The following is a 26,879-nucleotide window of genomic DNA, read 5'->3' as shown; positions in this document are numbered from 1 at the left end:
TTTTCAATCCTTATTTTCCATTGACAATTTCATCCAAATACGTCCATCTTTCAATGAGGCGCTCATATTCCGCGTTGAGCTCGTTCAATTTTTCCGTATACTCTTGCAGTTTCACATAATCCGAACCGCATCCGGCCATCAGTTCTTCCGTTTCGGCGATCGCCTCTTCCACTTGGGCGATGGTTTCTTCGATCGTTTCCCATTCTTTCTGTTCTTTGTATGTCAGCTTTCGTTTCTCCGTTTTCGGCTTTTCCTGTTTCGGTTTTTCTTGCTTTTCCGCTTTTGATTCCGACTTTTCAACCGCGGATTTCTTCGCCAAATATTCCGTATACAGATCAAAGCTCTCTTCCACATTTCCCTTGCCGTCCAAAATCCATAACTTTTTCGCTATCCGGTCTAGGAAGAAACGGTCATGGGAAATGGTGATGACCACGCCCGGAAAATGTTCAATAAAATCTTCCAACACGCCCAATGTTTCAATATCCAAATCGTTCGTCGGCTCGTCCAATAACAGGACATTCGGCTGTTCCATCAGCAGTCTCAACAAATGGAGCCGTTTCCGCTCCCCGCCGGACAATTTTCCAATTGGCGTTCCATGGGTATGTAACGGGAATAAAAATCTCTCCAACATTTGGGCAGCGGAATAGCGGACCCCTTCCGAATCGGTGATGTCATTGGACGCTTCGCGAATATATTCAATCATCCGCTGATTTTCATTCATCTCCGGCAGCACCTGATGGAAGTGGGCAATTTTCACGGTTGGGCCGACGATCACTTCCCCCGCATCCGGTTCCAATTCCCCGGCCAATATTTTTAATAATGTCGATTTCCCGTAACCATTCGCTCCGACAATTCCAATCCGGTCGCCCTGCTGAATCAGGAAATCAAAATCCTTTAATATCACACGGTCACCGAAAGATTTGGACAAAGAAACGCCTTCCAACACCTTTTTCCCTAAACGGGTTGTGGATAGGGACATATCCAGTTTTGCATCGTCCGCATTTCGGTCAATTTGCTTTTCCAATTCTTCAAAGCGTTGGATTCTCGCCTTTTGTTTCGTGGTTCTGGCTTTTGCCCCGCGGCGGATCCATTTCAATTCATTGCGGTAACGGTTGCGGAGTTTTTCCTGCGTCGCCTGTCTGTTTTCTTCCCGAATCGCACGGGCTTCCAAAAAGTCGGCGTAATTGCCGCTATGGCGATAAAGGGTTTGATCCGCAAGCTCATAAATGTGCGTCGCGATTTCATCCAAAAAGTAACGGTCATGGGTGATGAAAATGATGGCCCCTTTCAACCGGAGAATCATTTCCTGGAGCCATTCCGTCGATTCCGCATCGAGATGGTTCGTCGGCTCGTCCAACAAATAAAGATCGGCCGGTTCAATCAACACTTTGGCCAAAGCGACCCGTTTTTGCTGTCCGCCGGATAAATTGGAGACCTGCTCATCAAACATATCAATGCCAAGTTTCGTCAAAGCCTGTTTGGCAAGGGCATTGACATCCCATGCCTTTTCCGCATCCATCCGCTGCTGGAGCTGGAACAATTTGTTTTGCAACGTTTCCGATTCCGGATGAAGGCTTAATTCTTTTACGACTTCCTCATACTCCCGGTTCAACTGCAAAATCGGCGAGTTTCCGGAAAAGACCGCTTGCAGTACCGTCACATTTTCTTCAAAAACCGGTTTTTGCGGCAGGTAGGCGATGCGATATTTGTTCGGATGATCCATTTCGATGGAATCCGCTTCCTGCTCTCCCGCCAAAATGGAAAGCAAGGTGGATTTGCCGGTTCCGTTGATGCCGATCAGTCCGGCCCGCTCCCCCTCGTAAATCGTAAATTCCACATTTTTAAATAACGTTTTATCTCCTACGGTTTTCGTCAAATTCGAAACTATCAAATGACTCATCGATTTCATCTTCTCTTTCAATATAGAATTCCATTCTTTATTATATAGAAATTTTGATGGGCATGTACAATATGAAGTCACTTGATGCAAAAGGCGGCCGCCTTTTTCGCTTCCATCCCTGGACATCGCTCGTGATAAAATTATTTTTAAATAATATATTCCAAATTTTATGTCAATCACATGCATGGATGGGTTTATTGGTTGATGTATGGAGATTTATCGACAAATTATGAAACAATTATTGTCCATTTTATGAATTATTACTATTTGCATAGTGTAAACGCTTTTTATTTTTTTATTTTGATATATTATTGAGTCAAACATATTTTAGGACGTCGAAAAGGGTTTTTCTTTTTGACCATCGAAAGGAGCACTTCAATGAAACTCAAAGGAACACTACTGTTGTTACTTTCCATGCTTGTCGTCTTCCTTAGCGGTTGTGAACCTTTATTAGTGTTGGATCCAAAAGGGCCACAAGCGGAACGGCAAGCAAGCGATATTATGATCTCCATTGGTATTATGGCGTTTATTGTCATTGTCGTGATGGTTTTACTTGTATACATGCTTGTCAAATATCGGGCATCCAGACTGCCTGACGATTATGAACCCCCTCATATTGAGGGAAATCCGATTTTAGAGGGAATTCTTATCGGAGTTCCAATTATTATTGTCGCCATCCTTTCCTTTATCACAGTGAAAAGCAACTATATTGTCGAGTCGACACCGGAAGGATATGAAGATCAGGAACCATTGGTGATTTACGCTTCATCCTCCAACTGGAAATGGCATTTCAGCTACCCTGAACAGGATATCGAAACGGTGAACTACCTGTATATTCCAACCGATCGTCCAATCGAGTTCAAACTTTATTCGTTTGGCCCCATTACAAGTTTCTGGATTCCGCAATTGGGCGGACAAAAATATGCCATGGCGGACATGGTGACGACACTCCACTTGGCTGCGGACACGCCAGGGGAATATATGGGACGGAACGCAAACTTTAGTGGTAAAGGTTTTGCGGAAAATACATTTACCGTTACCGCCATGACCCAAACAAAATTTGACGAGTGGGTGGATGAAGTGCATGAAACGGCTGAACCCCTCACGGAAGATACGTTTGAACAATTATTGGAACCAGGCCATCTTGGAAGAATGACTTTCACCGGAACGCATCTGGGATTCTCTCCTGCACCGGAGCATGAACATTCCGACGATGAAATGGATTCCGGGGAAGAACACAAAATGCATGCTGAAAAAGAACACGAAATGCATTCCGAACATGCGGCTCACGAATAAATTAGAATCTAGCAGTTTTCGCAATATATTTTGAGAGGAGAAAATTCGATGGAATTTTTTGAACGATTTGCGGTGCCGAATCCAAACCCGGCCATTTATGCATCCATGGTAGCCATCGTCGTCGTATCCCTCGCCATCATCTTTGGGTTGACCTACTTTAAAAAATGGGGTTACCTATGGCGGGAATGGTTGACAACAGTGGACCATAAAAAAATTGGGATGATGTATTTAATCTCTGCGCTATTGATGCTGTTCCGCGGTGGAGTGGATGCCCTCATGTTACGGGCACAGCTTTCCATGCCGGATAATAAATTGCTTGACCCTCAACATTACAATGAAGTGTTTTCAACCCACGGTATTGTCATGATCATCTTTATGGCGATGCCGTTCATCTTCGCTTTTATGAACCTTATTGTTCCGTTGCAAATCGGGGCTCGTGATGTGGCGTTCCCTAGACTGAACGCCATCAGCTTCTGGTTATTTGCTGCCGGTGCGATGCTATTTAACATTTCCTTCGTCATCGGCGGTTCACCGGATGCAGGATGGACATCCTACTTCCCTCTTGCCGGCACGGAATTCAGTGAATCTGTCGGAACGAACTATTACATGATCGCCATTCAGATTTCCGGGATCGGTTCCCTGATGACCGGAATCAATATGATTACGACGATTTTAAAAATGCGCGCACCTGGCATGACCTTGATGAAAATGCCGATGTTCACATGGGCCAGCTTTATGGCATGTGTCATCATCATCTTTGCCTTCCCGGTATTGACCATCGCGTTATTGATGGGAACAACCGACCGTTTGTTTGCAACAAACTTCTTTACGACAACAAATGGCGGTATGGACATGCTTTGGGCAAACTTCTTCTGGGTTTGGGGACACCCTGAAGTGTACATCTTGATCTTGCCCGCCTTTGGGATCTACAGTGAAGTGATTTCCACTTTCTCCGGCCGAAACCTATACGGTTACAAATCCATGGTCGGCTCTATGGTCATCATTTCTTTGCTATCATTCCTTGTTTGGACCCACCACTTCTTTACAATGGGTCAAGGCGCGCTCACAAACAGCATTTTCTCCATTTCTACAATGGCGATTGCGGTGCCGACAGGAGTGAAAATTTTCAACTGGCTGCTCACGATGTGGAAAGGGAAAATCCGTTTTACCGTTCCAATGCTTTACTCAGTCGGATTTATTCCACTGTTCACCATCGGGGGCGTGACCGGAGTCATGCTGGCCATGTCAGCGGCGGACTATCAATATCACAATACAATGTTTTTGGTCGCCCACTTCCATAACACGATCATTCCGGGCGTTGTCTTCGCGATGCTGGCTGGACTCACGTACTACTGGCCTAAAATGTTTGGCTTTATGTTAAATGAACGGATTGGGAAATGGGGCTTCTGGTTCTTATCCATTGGATTTATTCTCGCCTTCTTCCCGATGTACATCACAGGCTTGAACGGACAAGCCCGCCGTATGTACACATACTCTGAAGCGACAGGTTTCGGACCTTTGAACTTCGTCGCATTCATCGGTGCAGGTTTGATGGCGATCGCCTTCTGTCTCATTGTCTATAACATTTTTTATAGTATCAAACACTCTCCAAGAAACGTTGGAGACGATCCATGGAATGCCCGCTCTTTGGAATGGGCCACTCACAATCCGGTGCCGGAATACAACTTTGCCCGCACGCCTCATGTGGCTTCCAGCGAAGCGTTCTGGGACGCGAAAAAACATGGGCATGAATTGTTCAAAGGCGAAATTGAAGAAATCCATATGCCTAATAACAGCGGAGTGCCGTTCATTATGGGTGTCATCTTCTTCATTGCAGGCTTCTCCTTCGTCTTTGCATTATGGGTTCCTGCGGTTGTCTCTTTAATCGGCATTTTTGCTTGCATGGTGCTACGTTCCTTTGAAAAAGATGACGGACGCCACATTTCGGTGGAAGAAATCAAAGCGACGGAAAGCAAATTTGAATCTGCGGAGGAAATTAAAACAGCCGTAAGCACGTATGGAGGTGCCAATTCATGAAAATCGATCACACGCAGCCTCTTGAATATAGTACGCACCAAAACCAATTGAACATTTTTGGTTTTTGGATTTTCCTTGGTGCGGAGATTATGTTGTTTGCCACCCTGTTCACAGCTTATTTCATCATGGAAAACCGGACCGGGAATGGACCGGCCGGACCGGAAATTTTCGAAATCAGTCCAGTGTTGTTTGAAACGTTTATTTTGTTAACAAGCAGCTTCACCATCGGCCTTGCCGTACATGCCATGAGAATCGGACGAAAAAAAGCGATGCTCGCCTTTCTGGGAATCACCCTTTTGCTCGGCGTAGCTTTCCTTTCAGCTGAAATCAATGAATTTGTACACTACTACCATGTGGGTGCCACTTATCAAACAAGCGGATTCACCGCCGCCTTGCTTACGACACTCGGAACCCACGGGGGCCACGTCACCCTTGGTTTCTTCTGGGGATTATGCATCTTTATCCAGGTGATGAGAGACGGGATTAATCCTCGCACTGCGAACAAATCCTTCATCTTTTCTCTCTACTGGCACTTCTTGGATGTTGTCTGGATTTTCATCTTCAGCTTCATCTACTTGAAAGGATTGATGTGATTATGAAAGAATTGTTTCCTGCGAAACAGGTCGGCGGCTATATTTTTTCATTGGTGTTGACCTTGGTTGCATTGCTCGTGTATTTATTGGATTTCACTTTTCCCGTGGCAATGACGATTCTTCTTGTGACCGCTTTTGTACAAGCCTCAGTGCAGCTCATGCTGTTTATGCACGCCGGTGAAACGGAAGATGGCAAAGCGATTTTTACGAATGTCCTATATGGAATCATTATCGCTGTGGTAACAATCATCGGTTCACTATTAATCTTTGTTTGGGATATGTAATGTGAACTGCAAAAAGGAGAAAGGAGATTTGAGCGGACCTCAAATCATCCTTTCTCCTTTTATTTATGTATCCATTGGCTTATTTAGTTCCATTAAATATAGAAACAGGCCGATGAGCAACAAGTAGATGCCGCTGTTGACGATTCCGATGCCGTACCAAAAAGAAACATCGAAAATAAAACTGCTGAAAAGCAATAGAATCCCAAGTACAAACAGAAAAGCGGAAGTCTTAAGAAAAAAATGTAACAATGAAAATCCCCCTCGAGTCCGGAAAGTGAATACAGTTTATGCTGATTGTTCACAATTTAGACAAATTTTTATTAATCAGTACTCCACTTTCTTCATTATTAAACAGATTGTTTTCAAAAATGCCTATTATTCTTTTTAAGACTGATGATCAGAGGGTAAATTCTTCCCCATCTGCCATTCAAGGGTTCTCGAAGGGGATGGACATCGACAATATAGGTCACGGACATACCCAATCATAAAGGACATTCTATTTTTTGAGATGTTTAAATAACACTTCTTTAAACGCTTGATCGTGCTCAATGCGAAAGGCTGCTTCAAAACTTTCTTCCCGCTGTTTGATCATAAATTGTTTTGTGAATCGCAAGGTGTCTGAAGGAGCTTCTAAAATTTGCTTTGCAATTTCAATGGATTTACTTAATACTTGTCCATGTTCCACCAGATAATTCACGAAGCCGATGTCATGTGCTTTGTTGGCATCCAGTTTTCTTCCTGTAAAACAAAGATCCTTCGCAATCCCTTCCCCCACAATCCAAGAGAGCGGTGTATAAATAGGCGGGGCGCCAAACTTGATTTCTGGATGGGCAAAAACGGCATCGATTGAGCTGACCCTTAAATCACATAGCGTTGCCAAATCAAAGCCTCCCCCAAAGGCCAATCCGTTGACGCCGGCAATCATCGGCTTTGGAAAATGCCAGACATCCCGATGGTATTTGGCGGAAGACTCATAGATTTCACCAAATAAAGCCGGGTCTTGAAACTCCGTTAAATCAAAACCGCTGGAAAATGCGTTGCCCGCCCCTGTAATGATCACAACACCGATATGCTCCGAATCCTTCCATCTGTTCAAATATTCCGAAATTTTTCTTCGCATTGAAATGTTTAAGGCATTCTTTTTTTCTGGCCGATTCAACGTAATGATCCCGATTCCATCTTCTCTTTCCTTCACCACGATTGCTTCATCCATCGGTTTTCCCCCTTGCATTCATGTTAAAACCAATCGGGCCCTTTAAACGTTGTGTAATCACTGCACCTTCGTTCTTGCGAAACAACTGTCGCATAAGTGCATAAAAAAACTTGGTGTTATCAACCAAGCTTTTGCCGGTACTTATGAATATAAATTTTTTCTGCAAGAAAACTGGCCATTAGACCCATTATGAAAGGAATCAATGAACCACTCGTAATGTAGAGGCCATTTGAATGATCTGTATATTGGTGATTAAACATGAAGAACGGAATGGTAAATAGATGCCCCACTAAATAAAGAAGCCCTGTTGTTAAAACAAGTGTCATCAAAACAATCATACACCTTATCATGTACCCACCTCCTATAGAAAATTTTAACATTAATTTATATTTTTGTTAATTATGTATTTTTGCTTAAAGGAAGCTGGGACAAAACCACCTCTAACTAAAAATTAGCCGCTGGCATTTTACAAAAGTAAAGTGTCGGCGGCTTAATTTTATTGCATCATAAAAGTACACTTTCTGCTAAAATTTAAGTATCTGACCCCAAAAATTTTAGCTAAAGGAAGTGTCCTTATATTTAAAATATTATAACATGTATCAATTAGATTTACCTCTAGTTTTAGAAATAAAATTACAAGAAAATGATATTGCCTTCCACATTCATCATTTTGTTGAAAGTATCCCTGATGAAGCCTTCCATTCGTTTCTTCGAAATACAGGCTGTCCTGCTTATCATCCACGTATGATGCTCAAAATTATTTTTTGTGCCTATTCGCAGTCTGCCTTTTCAGGTTAAAAATTGAAGCTCTATTATAAGAAGCGACCGGAAATATCCCAAACAAGCCTACAAACAATTAATAGACTTCATTCTACGGGAACAAAGGTACCAAAAAGACTTTGACATCTTGGGGGAACGGAACAGTTTATTCCTAAACAGACTTAGATGCAACGTTCATGTGTATGAAAGACGACTATATGAAAAACGGCCAATTGAAAGCTGGGTACAATGTACAAATCGCAACGAAAGGTCAGTACGTACTGGCTTATGGCATCTTTCCAAATCCTTCAGATACACGTACACTCATTCCATTTTTAGATGAGATAGAACAACATTATTTTTGAATTGCCAAAGTATATTGTGGCAAATGCATGGTATGGCAGTGAAGTGAACTATGGGGATATCCTTTCCGATCGCAAACGCGAGGTGCTTATTCCATATACCATATGTATGAGAAAGAACAAAAGATGAAATATAAACAAAACCCATTTCATCCGGACAATTGGGAATATGATGAATGTGAAAACTGTTCAGGATGTCCATTTCGTTCATCATGCACAAAATCAAAGGAAGGCAACCACCGAAAGGTCATGGTGAATGAAAAATGGAGACGACAAAAAGAATATATAAGAGCGAAGCTTTCAGAAGAAAAAGCAGGTTCTATTTTCCGTCAACGTAAAATAGACGTAGAACCAGTTTTTGGATTCTTGAAGGCTAATTCGCGTTTCACCCGATTTTCCGTCCGAGGAAAATCGAAGGTGGAAAATGAAATGGGCATTGCCTTAATGGCCGTGAATTTACGGATATACACGGCCAACAAAGATCAAACGACCAAAAAAATGGAGAGAAATTGAAAAAGGAGAATTTGAACAAACTCAAATTCTCTTTTTAATAAAAATTTGTTCTATTGTCTTCCATTTCAAACCTGAAAGAGGGGAAAATACTTTCCTTATTTTATGGCGACTTTCCGGTTACAAACATATATTCTTTTGCATTCACTACATCCGAAATTTCGGCTTTTTCTTACCTTCAAATTATCTTCAAGAAAATACATACGAGTAATTAACATATCGTACCATTTTTTACCTTGTACCACAAACTTTAGCAAATTTTTCTTGAATCGATGCAGATTCTTTTTTCATTGCAGCAAGTTGACGTTCGATAATTTGTTTGCCATAACCTTTTTTTGCGGATGCAACCAATACAATCCGTTCCTTTTTCATACTTACCCCTCCATCAATTTTTTCAGAAAAAAGCAATAACGATATCCCTTTGACTCTAGTATAGCATTAAATACAAAATCATGATACTCTTCTTTAATAATTTCCCCATCGTTTGGATAATGCACACAAAAAACATATGTATTCACTTTAAACAAAAAATAAAAAAGATTTTTATCATAATTATAAAATAACGCTTCCTCATATTCAGGATTTGTAGCCGTTATCACAACATAAGAATCCCGGTTATCCAAAGGGATATTTTCGGCAGTTACATCTCCACTATATTCAACTAATACCATTTCATCACTTTCCATTGAATATAAAGTAATTGCCGTTGCCGGATTTAATACTGTAATTTTTTCATTTTGATATTTAGATTTTTTTTCAACTACAATTCTATCCATTTGATTTTGAAGCCTAGATAATAAAAGTCTTGCGTCGACGATTTTTCCGTTTCTAATCAATTCAACAAGCCTTAATGAATTTTCGTAAAAATCACGATATATTGAAAAATGATACATTGCTCGTTGAATATCTTTTTCTATACTGAGATACCTTAAGCTCTTTTTCATAATTGAAGATAAATGCTGTTTAATTTGATCATCTAAATCAATGCCTAACTCAAATGAATTTAAATAGTAACCTTTTTGGTATAAATCATATAGAAGAACAAGAACATATGAATCTGATATGTAAGTAGTTTCGAAAGTATCAACTACGTTTACGAATTGTCTATAATTATTAAAATATAAATCATTAACTTCGTCTAATTTATTTTTTAATTTAAAAAATTCATCAACAACTTGTCGATTTACATAAACCAAGACCTTTTTTCCTTCTTCATGGGCAGTTAAAAATTCCAAATGAGTAACAGATTTACCTTCGGAGGAAATCATTGAGCCAGCTTTAGTGTCTATAAATAATATTAACATATCACTGTCTTTTACATATTCCAAACATGTTTTAACACTATCCAATTCAGTAAACATAATACTCTCTTCAAAAATAATACCTTCATGACCCAAATTATCTAATAATTGTTTAGTTCTCATCCTCAACGTTGTCAATGAATCTTGAGCAACAGAACTAATAAAGACTGAAAGTTTATCCACTATTTTCACCTCCATTTATGCTTTTTGCAGAACGAATCTGTTGTATTTATATACAATTTACAATAATCCGGTAATAAAGGGTATATGTACACTTTTATTATACTACAATCAAAAATCTTATTTTCCGATTTTTCAAATTGCTTACCAGCTTTTATCAACAATTAATTTTTATTTTTTAAAACAAAAAACAAATGCAGAACCCTGCATTCAAATCTTGCAAAGTTCTGCATTTATTATGATGAACCCCTTCATTTTATATGTTTCCCATCCCATTCATGGCAACCATCACCAGATTAGTTGTTGATGGTTGCCACTTTGCTGAAGCGGGGGCTTGCCCAAAGTTCTTTCCACTTCACAATGGACGTCACCACAATCACCAACCCAAGCGCCAACATGATGACCGATAACACGCCATTCACCATATTGAATCCACTTGCCGCTTCGTTCCAGTAGACATTTTTGATCATCCAGATGCCTGCCACATTGACCGTCACATATAGGTAAGCGAGCGGAATCAAACATGTCAGGGCGTAAATGCGTTTATCTGCGATTTTCAATACAAATGTCACCCCGCACACTAACCCGATGGATGCCATCAACTGGTTGGATACCCCGAACAGCGCCCATACGGATGCGATGTCCCCGGAATTCAATAAATACCCCCACATCAAGCAGGCCAAGGCGCTTGCACCGATTGCTCCAAGCATCGAATCCGTTTTCTTCAACGGTTTGATCACATTCCCCAAAAAGTCTTGAATCAAATATCGGGCCGTACGCGTACCGGCATCAATCGCCGTTAAAATGAAGACGGCTTCAAACATGATGACGAATTGATAGAAGTAGCTTGTCAAATGGCTGAACCATTTGATGCCTGAGAAAATGGAAGCCATCCCCACAGCCAATGTCACCGCACCGCCAGTACGCCCTTCAAGATCCATGCCGATTGCTTCGGAAAGCACCGGTAAATCCACGACCGTCATGCCTAATTGGGCGAATTTTTCAGGCGCCGAGTTGATGGCGAAATAGTCGGCCGGATGTAGAACCGTCGCGGCAACCAATGCCATCACCCCTACCACACATTCCACCAACATGGCACCAAATCCGACAGGTCGGATATCCTCCCAACGATTCAGCATTTTCGGTGTTGTACCGGAGCCTACAAACGCGTGGAAACCGGAAATCGCACCGCAGGCGATGGTGATGGATACAAATGGCCATACAGGACCCGCAACAATGGGACCGCCGCCATTAATAAAATCCGGAATAATGGCTGGAAATTGTATTGTTGGATTTATAATAAATACCCCAATGATTAACGCGATAAATACCCCAATTTTCATAAAGCTGGACAGATAATCTCTCGGTGCAAGCAGGAACCATACCGGCAAGGCTGCCGCAAAGAACGCGTAAACCGGCAAGATCATCGCCAATGTATCTTTATCTAAAGTTAATACATCCCCCAACCAAGTGCCTTGGATGGATGGTCCATAGAAGACTGCCGCAACGAGCAGAACCACACCGATGATGGTCGATAATTTGATATTTCCGGTAAACCGGTTGATCAATCCCATGATCATGGCGATTGGAATGGTGGAAGCAACGGCGAATGTGCCCCATGGATTTTCAGCCAACGCCCCCAAAATCACCATGGAAAGTCCTGCCATCGTAATGGTGATAATAAATAGCATGGCAAGGCCTGTACAAAAGCCGGCAACCGGTCCCAATTCTTCTTTCATGACTTCTGAAAGGGATTTTCCGCCTTTCATCATGGATGCGAATAACACCACCGCATCATGCACAGCCCCGCCAATAACGGCCCCAATCAAAAGCCATAAATATCCCGGCAGATATCCGAATTGGGCCGCCAACACCGGTCCCACCAATGGACCAGCCGCTGCAATGGCCGCAAAGTGATGGCCAAAAGCAATCCATTTATTTGTTGGCACAAAGTCTTTTCCGTCATTGTATGTATGTGCCGGTGTCGGTTGATCATCTTTGATTTTCAACACTTTTTTCGTAAAGAAAATGCCGTAAAATCGGTAAGCAATTACTAAAATGCAGATTGCCCCGATTACAATGGTGATTGCATTCATCCCCTTTTATTCCCCTTTCTCTCTCTACTTTCCATTTCATTATTCTAATAATCTTTTTATTTTGAATATAAACATATCCTAGCACCATTTTTGTTATATAACAATAGTTTTCTGTTTCATCTGTTATATAAAAATCAACTACATAATAATAGAAGAAATTGTTTTCACTATAAAAACCTTTAAAATCAGTTTTGCTTTATTTTTCTATATTAACGGTAAAATATTCTAGTAAATTACTATTTTTTATAATTCTTCTAAAAATTCAATGATTTCAATGATTTCCATCCAACTTCCTCTTCTCCGAAACCGGATGGGAGGTTGAAACGTTTATATAGTACAATCCAATTCAGTTGTTTTTTTCCAAAAAGGAGTTGCAGTTTATTGTCATTGATTCATAAATACAAAGAACCCGCTTTCATCATTGTTGCGTCCATTTTTGCATGCATCATGTTATACATCATTGAACAGATTCTTTTATCCACCTATGAAATCAAAACGATCTTCAAAATTATCTTTTTTACCTCCATTCCGCTGATTTATTGGAAATGGTTTCAACCTGCCAAAAGGATGAAAGAAAAACAATCGGGGCTGCGGTTGAGCTTTGCCCTTTCCACCGCTGTTTTCTGCATCATTTGGCTTGTTTTTTGGCTCTTTGGTTCCTTTGTGGACTTTTCCAATATCCTGAAAGAACTGGAACTGTCAAAAAACGAGTATATTTTGAGAGGCATTTATATCATTTTTGGGAATTCTTTTTTGGAAGAGTTCTTTTTCCGGGGATTCATCTTCTTGAATCTTTATGAATCGGGTTACCGGAAAACCGCCTATGGGTTTTCTTCCTTGTTGTTTTCCATTTATCATATTGCGTTGTTTCAAAGCTGGTTTTCCCTTTGGATTATGCTCCTTATTCTTCTCTCATTATTTGCCGTGGGTTTTGTTTTTGACGTTCTCACGAAACGGGCCGGTTCCTTTAAAGGCTCCTGGGTGGTGCATATCAGCGCGGATCTTGCCATCATCCTCATCGGATGGGTCATGTTTTTTGCATGAAAAAAACTTCTGCACCGATAATTTGGTTGCAGAAGTTTTCAATTGGTGTGTTTAAGATTTGATCAAACGGCAATGGTCCCCTTTCAACACTTCAGGAATCCCATACCACACCCGGATCACTTTTTCGCTCTTTTCAAACAGTTGCTGATACAACCGGCCGCAAGTATCCCTCAAATGGCGCTCCTCTTTGGAAAGGGGGACGATGCCGCGGCCGATGTCTGTGCATATGCAAATCAAATTCGTCACTTCATCCAATTTCAACAACTTGGCCATCATTTGTTCCACAATTTCATCTTCGGACAAGCCATCGTATTGGGGGACCATCTTTTCAAAACGGCCAACGATGACGAAATCCCCTTTTGTAAAGGGGCCGTCCGGAATTTCCCCTTCAAAGAAAAAGATCCGCTGATTCCCCAAGTCTTTCAATGATTCCTTTACAAATTTTCTCTTACCGTTATAGGCGCCACCGATAACCGATTGCATGCTTCTCCCCCTTTCAACGATCCAACATCATCCCAAACGAAAGTGTAAATCGTTCGATGCTCTGCCGTCACTTCCTGGAAACTATGTTCCTTCAAAAATTTTGAAATCAACAATCGGATCACCCCGCCATGGACGACAAACACATACTCTCCTCCGCTGCCCACAATATGATGAAACGTGTCCAGCACCCGCTTTTCAAAATCAACAAAAGATTCGCCGTCGGGGGGCGTCACCTTGTACGGCGCATCAATCCATCGGCGATAGGTTTCAAAATGTTTCAATTCTTCATAGGTTTTCATCTCAAAATCCCCGAAATCGAGTTCCCTCAAACCGGAAAACGGGAGGTACCGGGCATTGGGAAAGTACAGTTCTGCCGTTTCCCGGCAGCGTTTCAAATCGCTGCCATAGACGGTTTCTGTATGTACCGGAACCGAGCAAACCGCCTTCCGGATCGCGATCGGTTCATCCGTCCATCCAAGATATTTCCGTTGCCAATTCGCCTTCGTTTTTTCGTGGCGAATCAGATGCACAACAACAGAATTCCCCATAGCACCAGTTCCATCCCTTCATATAATGCGCCGAGCAAATCGCCCGTCATGCCGCCGAAATGTTTGTACGTCCAGTTTCGGTAAAATAAGGCCGAAATCAGCATGACCACTAGCAAAACAAAGAAAAAAACGTCCTTCAACAAAATTCCAAACACGAGAATGATCAACAGATAAACCCCTATAAAGATCCAAAGACGACCCGGAATCACCTGTTTTTTAAAATAAGCGGCCAATCCCGACTCCTTCACATTGACCGACATATTAAAATAGATCATGATCGCCAGACGGCACAAAAGGGGCACTATAAGAACATAATAAAAAAGATGTGAAGGGCGCTGAAGGAACATCTCATGAAAAATGCCCACTTTCAATAATAATAGGACCGCCAAAGCGATCGCGCCGAATGCTCCAACCCTGGAGTCGCTCAAAATTTCCAGCCTTTTTTCTTTGTCCCGGTAGGAAAAGTACGCATCCCCCAAATCAATCCAGCCATCCAGATGCAAACCGCCTGTCATGGCCACATTCAGCACCGCCACCAAAATGGCTAAAAAAAGCGGGGAAAATTCAAAATAAACATCATTTAATCGGATCACCAGTACAACCGCCATTCCCATCAACAGGCTGATAAACGGCATTGCGCCAAACATTGCTGTCACGCTTTTGTCCGTCATCGGAAGCGCCTTCCGGATGGGAAAGGAAGTAAAAAATTGCAAAGATAATAAAAATCCATATACTAAATTTTTCACAAAAACACCGCCTATTTCCTACGTACATTGATTCCATAATCCAATTCATACGCTTCATCGCAAATTGCCACAATCCATTGATGAAGCTTGCCGATCAGTTCACGATATAAATTGACTTCCTCATAGATTGAAGAGGCTTCATCGAGCACTTCATTCGATACCAACAGCACAATGGCACCGTCCTGTTTCCATCGCCCGACCGTTTGTTGGAATCTTTCAATCGATTGTTGAATTTTTACATATCGATTTTCACTCTGTTCCGTTTTATACAATACATTGTTTAACCAGGTCGTGATACAATCCCACAATACAATGTCGTCCGCACCGAAAGTCGCTTGCGGCAGGTCATCGGCGACTTCCATTGTCACCCACGGCAATTGTGATCGTTCCCGGTCATTTTGGTGCCGGCGTATCCGCTTTTTCATTTCTTCATCAAAAGGGACGCCGGAAGCGATATAAAATAACCCTTTCTGATGCCGCCCAAAAAGGGTTTTCGCATAGTGTTCCGCAAAGGCGCTTTTTCCGCTCCGGACTCCACCGGTAATAAAAATGATTTTGCCCACCTTGTCCGCTCCTTTTAAAATCAACAAAAAATAATGGCTGTCCAACAATGAGTATATCATTGAAAGGACAGCCTGAATCAAATAAATTTCCTATTTCCATTCCATGCCGACACGACGGATCTTATAATCCAAATGAATTTGAATATCCAAATCCTTGTACACTTCATACCAGCCCTTATCGTCTTTGACCTTTTCATGCCAATATTTCGGATATTTCGCCCTCACCCTCGCTCCAATTCCAAGAATATCCGATTCATCTTGCTGAAGTCTTTTCATCAGCTTGGACAATGCTTTTTCACCGTAGTTGGATAAAGTCTTTTCGAGCTCCTCCAGCCTGTCTTTGCTTAAATCATTTACATGATTTTGTTCTTCCACAAACCCTTCTATTTTCACATTGATGGTCACTTTCGGTTCACCATCCACCAGTTTCACCGAAATTTTCGACTTTCTTCTTTGCGGCTTGATAAGGTATACTCCGCTTTGATCCTCCGTTTCAACAACGTTCGAATATCCTGCGGGATTCATGCCTTGTATCGCCAATATGGCACCTGTATCGGTCGGTGTCAGTTTTCCAACCATCTTATCTCCTTTAAAGTACGCGAGCCCATGCACGAGAATATGATCCCCCATGGATTTGACGAGGGGAATCATGGCATCCACCCCGATATCCGAAAAATCGATCCATATCTTCCCCAAAAACTCTTTCGGCAATTTTCCGAATCGTACCGCATCTTTCAATGTGTTGGATAAATATAAAGAAGGTACCGTTTGGATTGGGGGCGTGGCATTCAATATATCTTGGGCCTCCCCCCCATCTGTAATCATGAGCCAGGCGCTTCTCCGAACTTCATAATCCCTTCTCAAAAAATCCATGATCTCACTGATTCCGTTTTTCGCGATTTCTTCGCTGACGACAATAATTTGAATATGTCCCAAATATATTTTCTCAGCCAGTTCCTGTTGCAAATTGGACAGCGCATCTTTCATCGTATAGCCGTATGTGACCAACAGCCAGTCCGTATCTTCTGAATTCGTTTCTCCACCGCCGGGACCGAGCATGATTTTTCCCGGAACCGCCAATTGGGCCGTCAGTTTGTAATACTTTTGATCTTCACGAACCGGAAAATCCCCTTTCGAATGGGTCACTTCATACTTTTCCACTTCTTCCCTATCATCGGTAACATCGATGGAGATGGCAAGAATCATCGCCCTTTCTTCCAGCTCATATCGGTCCCAGCACCCGCTCAACAACATCAGGATTGGAATGATAGCCATAAATAATAGGACCCTTTTCATTGCACTCCCACCTTTTTCCGGAAACGGCCTATGACGATCAAACCGAACGGAAGCAATATAAAGAGAACTGTCACAATTTTAGCGATGGTGATGACATATTCAAAAATTTCATATACATTGTTTGGAATTAAGGCAACCACGAATATGATGGGGATCATAATCGTTGAAATAAAGGCAAATCGGTTCGTCCGAAAAATCTCTGCGGTTCCCCGGACAATGACAAAAAAGTAAGACAGCAATGTGGTAAAAACCGCAAAAATCCATGTTATGAGAATGATTGCATCCACTCTTGATAATACTTCTCCCGGTATTTCGATCACCCGGCTCAACGACAATGCAGGCCAATGAATTTGCTCCAGCTCTTTCACCCCGAATACGCCAAGAGCAACGATAATGGTATACAGGATGGCGAGCCCGCCCAGGAAGAAACCCCAAATCCCGTTTTTTACCATGCTTTCGTTATCCTTTATATAAGGGATTAACAAGGAGATTACAAAAAAATTGGTGATTGCGGAGGACATCTCGAAAGCACCGGACATAAACTCAAAAAAGGATAAATCATGGCCGAAAATGGGCAATAAATGATAACTTTCCATATCTTCAAAGGCAAGAATAAAAAAGACCATCGGAATCAATAAAAAAGGCAAATAGAACGTATGAATATAAGCGAAGGTGGAAACATTGCGGAAGCCGACCAATGCGCAAAGAATGATCATTAAAGCGATGGATATTTCGATCGGTGTGTTCGGCAATAAACCGCTGGCAAGCACTTCCGAAAATTGCCGAACCTCAAGCCCCATAAGGAAAATGGTCAAAAGGATGATCATGTAATTCATCAAATTGCCCACAAATTTCCCCAATATTAATCGGTTGCATCCGATGATGGTATAATTTCGATATTTCCTGCCCAATAAAGTGATAGCAAGGACACTCAAAAATGATATCAACAGCCCGACAACGCTTGCCAATATTGCCGCTTCCCCCACCTTGGAGGCAACGAATCTTGGCAATACCATCAAGGATACCCCAATGATTGAACTTGCAATAATGATGGCCATTTGAATGGAACTGATCGAATCGGTATGTTTCATATTTTTTCCCTTTCTTCTTTATCTAGGAAATTGTAATTGGTATAGTGCTTTTCCATTTCTCCCAGACGTGTTTGATCTTGCGGATGAATATTGGAAGGCCGCTTTTTTAATTTATAGAACGGAAACCGGATAATGGAATCCTTCATCGCTTTCATATTTAATGGCGCATAAGGATCCATATAAGGCACACCGAAGGAACGCAAGGACAGCATGTGATTCACCACAACCATAAGACCTAAAGCGAGCCCCAACAAACCGAGGGTGCCTGCCAAAATAATGAGAAGAAAACGCAGCATGCGGAACGTATTGGCCGCATTATATGAAGGAATCGCAAAGGAACCGATGGTGGACATTCCGATGATGACAACGGTGATGGGACTGACAAATCCCGCCTGCACCGCTGCCTGTCCAACAACGAGCACCCCGACGATGGATAAGGCCCCGCCGACTTGTTGCGGCATCCGTATACTCGCTTCCCTCAGCACTTCCATGGCGAGTTCCAACAACAACACTTCAAGGATGACGGGAAACGGAATGCTATGCCGCCCGCTGGAAGCCGCAACAACATATTTCGCCGGAATCAATTCCGGATGAAAAGAAATGACGGTCACATAAAGAGAAGAAAAAGTCAATGAAAACAAAAGGGCGAGAATCCGGAAAACTCTCACGAATGAAGAAATGACCCAGTGTTCATTGTAATCTTCCGTTGTATGGTAAAACTGATTAAACGTGGCGGGTGCAATCAGCGCGGATGGGCTCCCCTCAAACAATACCGCCACACGGCCTTCCAAAAGATTCCCCACCACTTTAGCCGGCCTTTCGGTATTGATCAATTGGGGAAAAGGCGATAACGGATTATCTTCAAGAAATTGCTCCGCATAACCGGAATCCAATACCCCATCAATTTCAATCGCATCGATTCTTTTTTTCATTTCTTCCACCAATGTGGGGTTGGCAATATCCTCAATATAACAAACCACCACTTTCGTTTTCGTTCTTGCCCCCACTTCCGATTCTTCCACCCGGAATTCCGGAATGGGCAGGCGATAACGGAGCAAGGCAATATTCGTGGACAAATGTTCGATAAAACCGTCCCTCGGTCCCCGTACCACCCGTTCCGTTTCCGGTTCCTCGATGCTCCTTTTTTCTTTTGTTACAACATACAGTTCCAGCGCCTCAGCGATTCCGTCAATAAAAACAACCGCTTTTCCCTGTACAATGGAGCTTATAATCGTTGAAAAGTCTTTCACTTTTTTTACATCGTTGAAATAAAGGATATTGTCGATGAGAAATTTTAGGATGTCCAAGGGTTCTTTTTCAGGAGCTTCATAATGTTGCAATGGTTTTATGACGTCATGATTGATGACCTCTTGATCCACCAAGGAATTCAGATAAACAATGGCGGCATGTCTATGTTGAAAAAGTTCAAAAGTCCGCAAAGAATAATCCATATCCTTATGAAAAATCTCTTTCAGCAGGCGGACATTGTCATCCAGAATGCCTGTCATTTGTTTATCCTTATATTCGTTCACTATCTTGCTTACCGGATAAATGGACGTTTGATCTGTCTTATGATTGCTTTTCTTGAAGAACGGTGACAATCCAATCACCTGCCTGAATGTTTCATGTTTTTGTTGTTATTATGTTCGAAGAAAGATATTCCATACATGCGATTATTTTCTCTTTGCTTGATTTCTATTCTCACTTAATTTAAGATTTTCTTATTATTTCCTTTTCATTTGAAAAAAAGGAGAATTGCAGCTTTGGAAACTATGAAAAGTGTTTCATATAATCGGAATTTGATTGTCAGTATATTGCTTGCAGCATCTTTTGTTTCTTTGCTGAATCAAACGTTGCTCATCGTGGCATTGCCATCAATCATGGAAGAATTTTCCGTCAGTCCGACACTGGCCCAATGGGTGACAACGGGCTTCATGCTGGCCAATGGCGTCATGATTCCCATTACCGCCTTTCTGATTGAAAAATATAGCAGCAAAGCTTTATTAATTTTTGCTCTTGGCATTTTTGCCATTGGAACCTTGATTGGTGCCGTCACGCCGAATTTTTGGCTGCTCATCGTCGCAAGGATCGTTCAGGCCATCGGGGCGGGTATGTTGATGCCGTTGATGCAGACGGTGATTTTCTCCATCTATCCCGTGGAAAAACGCGGGGCAGCGATGGGGATGAGCGGATTGGTGGTCGGTTTTGCTCCGGCCATCGGACCGACTCTTGCAGGATGGATCATTGACCACACTTCCTGGAGATTTTTATTTTACACCGTTTTGCCTATTACACTGATCGTATTCGTCCTTGCCATCTTTTTAATGAAGAATGTGACGACACAGCATGAACGGAAACTGGATGTGTTATCGGTGATTTTATCTTCCTTTGGATGGGGCGGCCTCCTTTACGCGACAAGTATGGTGGGGACTTATGGATGGACGGGGCTGAATGTCATCCTTTCCATCCTGATCGGCTCCATCTCATTATTCTTTTTTATCCGGAGACAATTTAAACTGTCCCAGCCGATGTTGAATTTCACCGTGTTCCAATCCAAGGAATTTACGTTGACGACGATTCTTTCCATCGTCGTATTCGGGTTGCTGATCGGCATTGAAACCATCTTGCCGATTTTTGTTCAAAATGTCCGACAAGGCACGGCCCTCACCTCCGGATTGATGCTTTTGCCAGGTGCCATCATTACCGGTGCCATGTCGCCGATTTCCGGAAAGCTGTTTGACCGGTTCGGCGTAAAAGGGCTTGCCATCATCGGATTCAGCTGTATTGTACTGGCAACCATTCTGTATAATTTCATCGGCCAGGATACGTCATTTGCCGCTATTTCCGCGATCTTTACAGTTCAAATGCTGGGATTTGCCCTGCTTTCCATGCCTTTGATGACAGCAGGGATCAATTCATTGCCACATGAACTCATTGCCCATGGCACGGCCATGCATAACACGATCCGTACAGTCGGCTCTTCCATTTTCGCCGCATTGCTTGTGACCGTCATGAGTTTTGGCAATATCCAACACGATGGGATCTTTAAAGGAATCAAAATCGCCTTTTTCGTTGCGATGCTTTTCGGTGCGGTCGGCCTTCTTCTCTCCTTCTTCCTTGCAAAAAAGGAAAAGCGTCCGATGGAAAGCGCGAATTGATCGTTTCCTAGCAACACTATATAAGGATAGCCGGGCGGAAAGAAATGCCTGAATCTATCCTTTCCACCCTTTTGTTATCAGAAAATTCCGTCATATGTTGGACGGGCGGTTTGAAACAAGAATCATTGATTGAGAGGCGGGGTCACCTTGAAACGCATTCACTATAGTTGGGTTATATTAATCATTTCATTTTTCTCCATTCTGACAGCAGGAATCGTGGTTTCATCCTCAGGCGTTTTCTTGACCCCATTTGAGAAAGAATTTGGCTGGGACCGCTCCATCATTTCCCTTTCCTTTGGGATCTGCATGCTTTTCTACGGAATGGCTGGCCCTTTTATGGCCGCCTTATTGGAAAAATGGAAATTGAAGAAAATGATGCTCGCTTCAATGGGAATTTTGCTGGCCGGGCTCTTTTCGACCTTCTTCATGAAACAATCCTGGCATTTGATTATCATCTGGGGAACAATCCTTGGTCTCGGTTCCAGTCTGTTATTAACCGTATTAAGTCCCTATGTGGCGAATCATTGGTTCAAGGAAAAAAGAGGGCTTGCCACCGGGATCCTGGCAGCGAGCACCGCAACGGGCCAGTTACTATTGCTACCCATCTTGGCGATGATTATTGAAAATTATTCATGGCGCTGGGCAATCGGGTTCATCATTGCGATCCTGATGATAATGACCCTGATCATCTTTTTCTTTATGAAAAATTCGCCCAAGGAAATGGGGATTTTACCCTATGGCCAACTTGAGGAGATGGAGGAAACAAAGAATACCCAACATGGCAATCCTGTCGTGGTAGCATTTGGGGGATTGGCTGAAGCCGTAAAGAAAAAAGAATTTTGGTTGTTGGCCGGAAGTTTCTTTATTTGCGGCTGTTCAACAATGGGGCTGATCGGGACCCATTTTGTATCCTATTGCATCAGTTTTGGGATTCCGCTTGTCACCGCCGCTTCACTGCTCTCTTTTATGGGGATTTTTAATATTTTGGGGACGACGCTCTCCGGTTGGCTGTCTGACCGTTTTGATAATCGATGGCTGCTATTTTTTTACTATCTTTTAAGAGGAATTTCTTTAGTGGTGCTACCATTTTTATTAATGAACGGCCACATGGCCTGGCTTATTGTATTTACCGTGTTTTACGGCTTGGATTGGATTGCCACGGTGCCTCCAACCATCAATATTTCAAGGCAAATATTTGGTGTGCAGAAGAGTGCGGTCATTTACGGCTGGGTATATGCTGCCCACCAGGCTGGCGCCGCTTTCGCCGCCTACGGGGGAGGACTAGTCTATAAATATTTTAATACATACACATGGGCTTTTTTTATGGCAGGCATTTTCTGTGTATTGGCAAGCCTATTTGTCATTGTGATCAAAAAACAGCAACATTAGATTTCAAATTTATCCATAGGGGGACATTGGGTGAAGATATGCACCACCTCAATACCCATAAAAAAGAGCGAAAATTCTTCGCTCTTTTTGTCGGATGAATGGCCTGGCTTCTATTTGGATTATTATTATTCAAATATTTCCGGATAAATTGTTTTGGCCATTAATTCGGCTGCTTCTGCAATGCGTGGACCAGGTCTGTCCAAAATATTCGCATCCAGTTCATAAACGGCCCCATTTTGAATAGCCGTAACAGATTCCCAACCTTGGCGAGATTTAATTTCTACTGTTGGATCTTTGCCATAATTCACCGTTGTAATAATTGCATCTGGATTGCGGTTGATAATGTCTTCCTCAGATATTGAAAACCAACCATTTTGATCTCTATAAATATTTTCAATCCCCGCTGCTTCAATTAACTCTTGCTGGAATGTGCCTGAACCAATGGACCAAATATCCGGTGCAGGAGCGATTTCAAAATAAACTTTTTTCTTCTGCTCTATTTTATCTGTTTTTTCTTTCAGTTCAGCAAATTGACCTTTGATTTTTTCAACCAATTCTTTACCTTTGTCTTCAACGCCCATCACTTGGGCAATTTGTCCAATGTCGCCGTACACATCCTCGATGGAGCTGGCGGATTGGATGACAAACACTTTCAATCCCGCGCTTTCCAACTGCTCCACTTGTTCCTCGCCGCCCATTGTGTAGGCAAATACCACATCCGGATTCAATTCAATGACCCTTTCCAAGTTCACATTGATTGTGTCGGATACTTTTTCAATGTTTTGCACTTCTTCCGGCCATACGTCATATTCCGTAACACCAATAACTTTGTCTCCCACGCCTAATTCAAACAAAATTTCCGTATTGCTTGGCTGCAACGAAATGACGGTTTCAGGCACTTTATCAAATGTGATTTCCACCCCGCGATCATCCACCACCGTGTATGAATCGCCGGATTTTTTGGCATCTGTTTCTTTTGGCGCCGCTTCATCATCTTTGCCGCAGCCTGCTAATGCCAAGGCAAGTATAAGTGCAAGTAAAAAATAGATTCTCTTCAGCTTCATTTCTTACCCCTCTTTATTTCTTTATTTTCCAGGAACAGATTTGCTTATAAATGGTATTTTTTCTGCCCCTTTGTTTGCATCATAAGAAAAATTATACATTACATGCCGGACATTTTCCATAGAGTTCAAATTTATGGGATTCAACGGAATAACCTGGTAGCATGGATTCCATCATTTCCAATGGGCATAACGATACTTCCTTCACCATTCCGCATTTCAAACAGATGAAATGGTGGTGATGGTGATCCACTTCGCAATGCATTCGGAAATTTTTTTCCCCGTTCAATTCGGTTTCTTCCAATATCCCTAACTCGACAAAGATTGCGAGATTCCGATAAATCGTATCATAACTCATGCCAGGATAATCCTTTTTCAACACTTCCAACAAATCCCTGGCAGTCAAATATTTATCGGTCGCTTCAAACATCGATAAAATGAGCTCCCGTTTATCCGTTTTTTTGTATCCATTCGCTTTTAATATTTCCCAAGCTTTTTCCCGGTTCATTGCTGCGCCTCCTTCCGAACCGCTTTTTTGAACAAGATGACGATGATCAAAATCAGAATCGAAGTCACGACAATGGTTCCGCCCGGGGCCAAATCCAAATAGAAGGCCAAAATCAATCCGGCGATCACCGCCAATTCCCCGAATAGAACCGAATAAATCATCGTCTGCTTAAACCCTTTCGCCAACCGCATTGCACTGGCAACAGGCAGCGTAATCAATGAAGAAACAAGCAGGATCCCGACAATTCGCATGCTTGCGGCAATGGTCAATGCAACCACGACCATGAACAGAAAATGGATCATTTTCGCCGGAAGCCCTGACGCTTTTGCATACTCTTCATCAAAGGATAACACAAACATTTCTTTAAAAAAGAATGCCAAAAATAACAACACAATGAAAGCAATGGCGAGGATGATCCATAAATCATGTCTTGAAACGGCGGAAACCGTGCCAAAAAGATAGCCCATCACATCGGTGCTGAAACCATTGGCCAGGGAAATAAAGATGGCGCTCAAGCCGATTCCGCAGGACATGATGATCGGAATCGCCAATTCTTCGTAATGTTTATATAAAGCCCGTAACCTTTCAATAAAAACAGAACCAAGCACACTGGCAGCTATTCCAAAATAAATGGGATTGAGGAAACCCAATGCGGCCAGATTCTGATTTACCAATAATCCCCCCGTAATCCCCGCCAAAGTGACATGGGAGAGCGCATCGGCAATCAGGGACATTCTGCGGACCACAATAAACACACCCAACAGAGGAGCAATGAAACCTATAATGATTCCGGCAATAAAAGCATTTTGTAAAAATTCATAATGAATGATTGCATCTAACATACCCGCTCTCCTTACACCGCCCGTACGGAATGACCGTACCACTCATAAATTTGTTCTTTTGGAATTTGATTGTATTCTTCCATGTTTCCGTAAAAAAGAATGCGCTTATTCAAAAATGCTACATGACTGATCTGGTTGGAAGGCGTTTCAATATCATGAGTAACCAAAATGATGGTTAAATTGTGTTTCTTATTTAATTCTCCCAACATATCATAAAATGATTGAACCTGTTTGATATCCACGCCGACTGTCGGTTCATCCAAAACGAGCAATTTGGGTTCAGAAATCAATGCCCGCGCAATAAACACCCGTTGCTGTTGGCCGCCGGAAAGTTCGCCAATATTGCGGTGTTGAAACTGCTCCATTCCGACAGCAGCCAAAGCTTCATGCACCCGTTTATTTGCATCCTTTGGCAACCGTTTAAATAATCCGGCTTTTTTCGTCAATCCACTTTGCACCACTTCCTTCACGGTTGCCGGAAAGGCGGTGTTGAAAGAATTGGATTTTTGCGAAACGTATCCAATCCATTCCCGATGCTGGAATGAAGAAACCGGTTCGCCAAAAAGCGTTACTTCTCCTTTGGCTTTCAGCAACCCTAAAATAATTTTCAATAAAGTGGATTTTCCCGAACCATTCGGACCGACAAGGGCTAAAAAATCCCCTTCATCCACTGTTATAGAAACGTTATTTAAAACGGGATCCAATCCATAGTTAAACGAAACATTTTTCAACTCGACAAAAGGTTTTTTCATCGTTTCTCTTCTTTCTAATTCATAATCATTACGATTTACATTTTGTAAGTATACGAGATTTGCGTATCTTTGTAAAGGTTTCTTGCTTGATCAATGGAAAGGATGACGAGATGAATCAGATTATTGAATTTTGGGAGTCATTATTATCGAAATCCGATAACGAAATCAGGAAAATGGCGAAGCAATACGGAGTGGATTTGACGATTGAGGAGATCCGGCAACTCCGGCCACTGGCTCAAAAGGCCAACATCACCTGGCTTGTGACGGGAATACCGGATTGGGTTTTGAAAGAAGCCGAGCGAATATTGGGAACGAAGAAATTTAAAAAATATAAGAAGATGCTGGATGATTTGAGATAACTAATCGAGTAGGAGGGAGCGATTAACTCCCGTCCTCTCACACCACCGTACGTACGGTTCCGTATACGGCGGTTCAATTAAGATCATTGACGCAAGTTTTCATAACGAGCTTCAAGACTTTTCAGCCCTTGGTTTCTCCAATAGGAGTTACCAAGGGTTCTGTGTAATATTGGACTTTTTGAAATACGCCAATAACTCTTCCGAGTATTTCCCCAATCTTACGCTTGCCATTGTGGTACGCCAAGTTGAATAAGGTTGCGCATCTTTGTTTTCGGTTTCTTCCAGTTCTTCCATAGACACATTCGAAGTCTTCTACGAATCCATTTATCTAATTCAAGGAATATAGATTTGGTGTCTGCTAACGCAAAATATCCACACCACCCCACTAGATATTGATTCAGTTTCTGAATGCGGTATTCCATCGGGTAGGGCATCTTGCGTGATGTGATTTCACGAACTTTATTCTTCATTCGTTTAAGGCTTTCTTTTGCGATACGAACCTTTGGCT

At 42.2% G+C, this 26,879-nt stretch carries 26 protein-coding genes and 2 pseudogenes; 9 read left to right on the top strand and 19 right to left on the bottom strand.

What is annotated here, in order from left to right; all coding sequences use genetic code 11:
* Window positions 1-10: 10 nt before the first annotated feature.
* Window positions 11-1,900: an ABC-F family ATP-binding cassette domain-containing protein gene (locus ACFPOH_RS06765; RefSeq protein WP_390309160.1), complete on the bottom strand. Its 1,890-nt coding sequence runs from the start codon at window positions 1,898-1,900 to the stop codon at window positions 11-13.
* Window positions 1,901-2,278: 378 nt separating this feature from the next.
* Between ACFPOH_RS06765 and qoxA the strand changes: the two genes are divergently transcribed.
* From qoxA to qoxD, 4 genes are read left to right on the top strand one after another with little or no spacing between them, the layout of a single operon-like run.
* The gene (qoxA, locus tag ACFPOH_RS06760) at window positions 2,279-3,196 is read left to right on the top strand and encodes a cytochrome aa3 quinol oxidase subunit II (protein ID WP_390309158.1); all 918 of its coding nucleotides are present in this window, start codon (window positions 2,279-2,281) and stop codon (window positions 3,194-3,196) included.
* Between the two features lie 48 nt (window positions 3,197-3,244).
* Complete coding sequence (gene qoxB, locus ACFPOH_RS06755) at window positions 3,245-5,233, top strand: cytochrome aa3 quinol oxidase subunit I (protein WP_390309156.1); 1,989 nt, start codon at window positions 3,245-3,247, stop codon at window positions 5,231-5,233.
* Window positions 5,230-5,826: a cytochrome (ubi)quinol oxidase subunit III gene (locus ACFPOH_RS06750; RefSeq protein WP_342469253.1), complete on the top strand. Its 597-nt coding sequence runs from the start codon at window positions 5,230-5,232 to the stop codon at window positions 5,824-5,826. The genes qoxB and ACFPOH_RS06750 overlap by 4 nt, the downstream gene beginning before the upstream one ends.
* Before the next feature lie 2 nt (window positions 5,827-5,828).
* Window positions 5,829-6,110, top strand: coding sequence for a cytochrome aa3 quinol oxidase subunit IV (gene qoxD, locus ACFPOH_RS06745; RefSeq protein ID WP_390309153.1), 282 nt, complete (start codon window positions 5,829-5,831; stop codon window positions 6,108-6,110).
* 63 nt (window positions 6,111-6,173) lie between these two features.
* Here qoxD and ACFPOH_RS06740 read toward each other — a convergent pair whose 3' ends face one another.
* From ACFPOH_RS06740 to ACFPOH_RS06730, 3 genes are all read right to left on the bottom strand, one after another.
* Window positions 6,174-6,359 carry a hypothetical protein gene (locus tag ACFPOH_RS06740; protein ID WP_342469251.1) on the bottom strand — a complete coding sequence of 62 codons (186 nt, stop codon included), beginning with the start codon at window positions 6,357-6,359 and terminating at the stop codon, window positions 6,174-6,176.
* A gap of 247 nt (window positions 6,360-6,606) precedes the next feature.
* On the bottom strand, window positions 6,607-7,323 hold the full coding sequence (locus tag ACFPOH_RS06735; protein ID WP_390309152.1) for an enoyl-CoA hydratase/isomerase family protein: 717 nt from the start codon (window positions 7,321-7,323) through the stop codon (window positions 6,607-6,609).
* A 119-nt stretch (window positions 7,324-7,442) separates the two neighbouring features.
* Window positions 7,443-7,673: a hypothetical protein gene (locus tag ACFPOH_RS06730; RefSeq protein WP_390309151.1), complete on the bottom strand. Its 231-nt coding sequence runs from the start codon at window positions 7,671-7,673 to the stop codon at window positions 7,443-7,445.
* 244 nt (window positions 7,674-7,917) lie between these two features.
* Here ACFPOH_RS06730 and ACFPOH_RS06725 point away from each other — a divergent pair.
* Window positions 7,918-8,957, top strand: a pseudogene (locus ACFPOH_RS06725) (transposase).
* A 228-nt stretch (window positions 8,958-9,185) separates the two neighbouring features.
* On the opposite strand, the gene ACFPOH_RS06720 reads toward ACFPOH_RS06725, so the two are convergent.
* From ACFPOH_RS06720 to ACFPOH_RS06710, 3 genes are all read right to left on the bottom strand, one after another.
* Window positions 9,186-9,326 (bottom strand): hypothetical protein, encoded by a 141-nt coding sequence (locus ACFPOH_RS06720; protein WP_342469248.1) that lies wholly within the window; start codon window positions 9,324-9,326, stop codon window positions 9,186-9,188.
* Window positions 9,327-9,328: 2 nt separating this feature from the next.
* On the bottom strand, window positions 9,329-10,438 hold the full coding sequence (locus ACFPOH_RS06715; RefSeq protein WP_390309149.1) for a DUF4062 domain-containing protein: 1,110 nt from the start codon (window positions 10,436-10,438) through the stop codon (window positions 9,329-9,331).
* A gap of 293 nt (window positions 10,439-10,731) precedes the next feature.
* Window positions 10,732-12,531, bottom strand: coding sequence for a carbon starvation CstA family protein (locus ACFPOH_RS06710; protein WP_342469246.1), 1,800 nt, complete (start codon window positions 12,529-12,531; stop codon window positions 10,732-10,734).
* Between the two features lie 381 nt (window positions 12,532-12,912).
* Between ACFPOH_RS06710 and ACFPOH_RS06705 the strand changes: the two genes are divergently transcribed.
* Complete coding sequence (locus ACFPOH_RS06705) at window positions 12,913-13,575, top strand: CPBP family intramembrane glutamic endopeptidase (protein WP_342469245.1); 663 nt, start codon at window positions 12,913-12,915, stop codon at window positions 13,573-13,575.
* A gap of 51 nt (window positions 13,576-13,626) precedes the next feature.
* Here ACFPOH_RS06705 and ACFPOH_RS06700 read toward each other — a convergent pair whose 3' ends face one another.
* Genes ACFPOH_RS06700 through ACFPOH_RS06670 form a run of 7 tightly spaced genes read right to left on the bottom strand, consistent with a single transcriptional unit; the run spans window position 13,627 to window position 19,912 of the window.
* Entirely contained in the window at window positions 13,627-14,058 is a 432-nt protein-coding gene (locus ACFPOH_RS06700) for a bifunctional adenosylcobinamide kinase/adenosylcobinamide-phosphate guanylyltransferase (protein ID WP_390309147.1), read from the bottom strand.
* Window positions 14,010-14,606: a histidine phosphatase family protein gene (locus ACFPOH_RS06695; RefSeq protein WP_342469243.1), complete on the bottom strand. Its 597-nt coding sequence runs from the start codon at window positions 14,604-14,606 to the stop codon at window positions 14,010-14,012. The genes ACFPOH_RS06700 and ACFPOH_RS06695 overlap by 49 nt, the downstream gene beginning before the upstream one ends.
* Complete coding sequence (gene cobS / locus ACFPOH_RS06690; protein WP_342469242.1) at window positions 14,579-15,352, bottom strand: adenosylcobinamide-GDP ribazoletransferase; 774 nt, start codon at window positions 15,350-15,352, stop codon at window positions 14,579-14,581. Before cobS ends, ACFPOH_RS06695 begins: the two co-directional genes overlap by 28 nt.
* Before the next feature lie 11 nt (window positions 15,353-15,363).
* A complete protein-coding gene (locus tag ACFPOH_RS06685) occupies window positions 15,364-15,975 on the bottom strand; it encodes a bifunctional adenosylcobinamide kinase/adenosylcobinamide-phosphate guanylyltransferase (RefSeq protein WP_390309145.1) in 612 nt (203 codons plus the stop codon).
* Window positions 15,976-16,005: 30 nt separating this feature from the next.
* Window positions 16,006-17,211 carry a Ger(x)C family spore germination protein gene (locus tag ACFPOH_RS06680; protein ID WP_390309144.1) on the bottom strand — a complete coding sequence of 402 codons (1,206 nt, stop codon included), beginning with the start codon at window positions 17,209-17,211 and terminating at the stop codon, window positions 16,006-16,008.
* Window positions 17,208-18,302, bottom strand: coding sequence for a GerAB/ArcD/ProY family transporter (locus ACFPOH_RS06675; protein WP_390309142.1), 1,095 nt, complete (start codon window positions 18,300-18,302; stop codon window positions 17,208-17,210). The genes ACFPOH_RS06680 and ACFPOH_RS06675 overlap by 4 nt, the downstream gene beginning before the upstream one ends.
* Complete coding sequence (locus tag ACFPOH_RS06670) at window positions 18,299-19,912, bottom strand: spore germination protein (RefSeq protein ID WP_390309141.1); 1,614 nt, start codon at window positions 19,910-19,912, stop codon at window positions 18,299-18,301. Before ACFPOH_RS06670 ends, ACFPOH_RS06675 begins: the two co-directional genes overlap by 4 nt.
* 162 nt (window positions 19,913-20,074) lie before the next feature.
* On the opposite strand from ACFPOH_RS06670, the gene ACFPOH_RS06665 reads away from it, so the two are divergent.
* Window positions 20,075-21,460, top strand: coding sequence for a DHA2 family efflux MFS transporter permease subunit (locus ACFPOH_RS06665; RefSeq protein WP_342471291.1), 1,386 nt, complete (start codon window positions 20,075-20,077; stop codon window positions 21,458-21,460).
* 147 nt (window positions 21,461-21,607) lie between these two features.
* Window positions 21,608-22,849: an MFS transporter gene (locus tag ACFPOH_RS06660; RefSeq protein ID WP_390309140.1), complete on the top strand. Its 1,242-nt coding sequence runs from the start codon at window positions 21,608-21,610 to the stop codon at window positions 22,847-22,849.
* 125 nt (window positions 22,850-22,974) lie between these two features.
* Here ACFPOH_RS06660 and ACFPOH_RS06655 read toward each other — a convergent pair whose 3' ends face one another.
* The 4 genes from ACFPOH_RS06655 to ACFPOH_RS06640 form a co-directional block, all read right to left on the bottom strand.
* On the bottom strand, window positions 22,975-23,913 hold the full coding sequence (locus ACFPOH_RS06655; protein WP_390260696.1) for an ABC transporter substrate-binding protein: 939 nt from the start codon (window positions 23,911-23,913) through the stop codon (window positions 22,975-22,977).
* Between the two features lie 91 nt (window positions 23,914-24,004).
* On the bottom strand, window positions 24,005-24,418 hold the full coding sequence (locus tag ACFPOH_RS06650; protein WP_390309138.1) for a Fur family transcriptional regulator: 414 nt from the start codon (window positions 24,416-24,418) through the stop codon (window positions 24,005-24,007).
* Window positions 24,415-25,260, bottom strand: coding sequence for a metal ABC transporter permease (locus ACFPOH_RS06645; protein ID WP_342469233.1), 846 nt, complete (start codon window positions 25,258-25,260; stop codon window positions 24,415-24,417). The genes ACFPOH_RS06650 and ACFPOH_RS06645 overlap by 4 nt, the downstream gene beginning before the upstream one ends.
* Before the next feature lie 11 nt (window positions 25,261-25,271).
* Window positions 25,272-26,012, bottom strand: a complete 741-nt coding sequence (locus tag ACFPOH_RS06640; RefSeq protein ID WP_390309136.1) for a metal ABC transporter ATP-binding protein — start codon at window positions 26,010-26,012, stop codon at window positions 25,272-25,274.
* A gap of 110 nt (window positions 26,013-26,122) precedes the next feature.
* Here ACFPOH_RS06640 and ACFPOH_RS06635 point away from each other — a divergent pair, with 110 nt between their 5' ends.
* The gene (locus tag ACFPOH_RS06635) at window positions 26,123-26,371 is read left to right on the top strand and encodes a hypothetical protein (RefSeq protein ID WP_390309134.1); all 249 of its coding nucleotides are present in this window, start codon (window positions 26,123-26,125) and stop codon (window positions 26,369-26,371) included.
* Window positions 26,372-26,454: 83 nt separating this feature from the next.
* On the opposite strand, the pseudogene ACFPOH_RS06630 reads toward ACFPOH_RS06635, so the two are convergent.
* Window positions 26,455-26,879 (bottom strand): annotated as a pseudogene (locus ACFPOH_RS06630) (group II intron maturase-specific domain-containing protein); the annotation flags it as partial.

Source organism: Ureibacillus suwonensis, from assembly GCF_042655065.1.
In the GTDB taxonomy this organism is placed as follows: Bacteria; Bacillota; Bacilli; order Bacillales_A; family Planococcaceae; genus Ureibacillus; species Ureibacillus suwonensis.
Note: the sequence above shows the minus strand (reverse complement) of the source record. Positions and strands in the feature narration are given on the sequence as shown.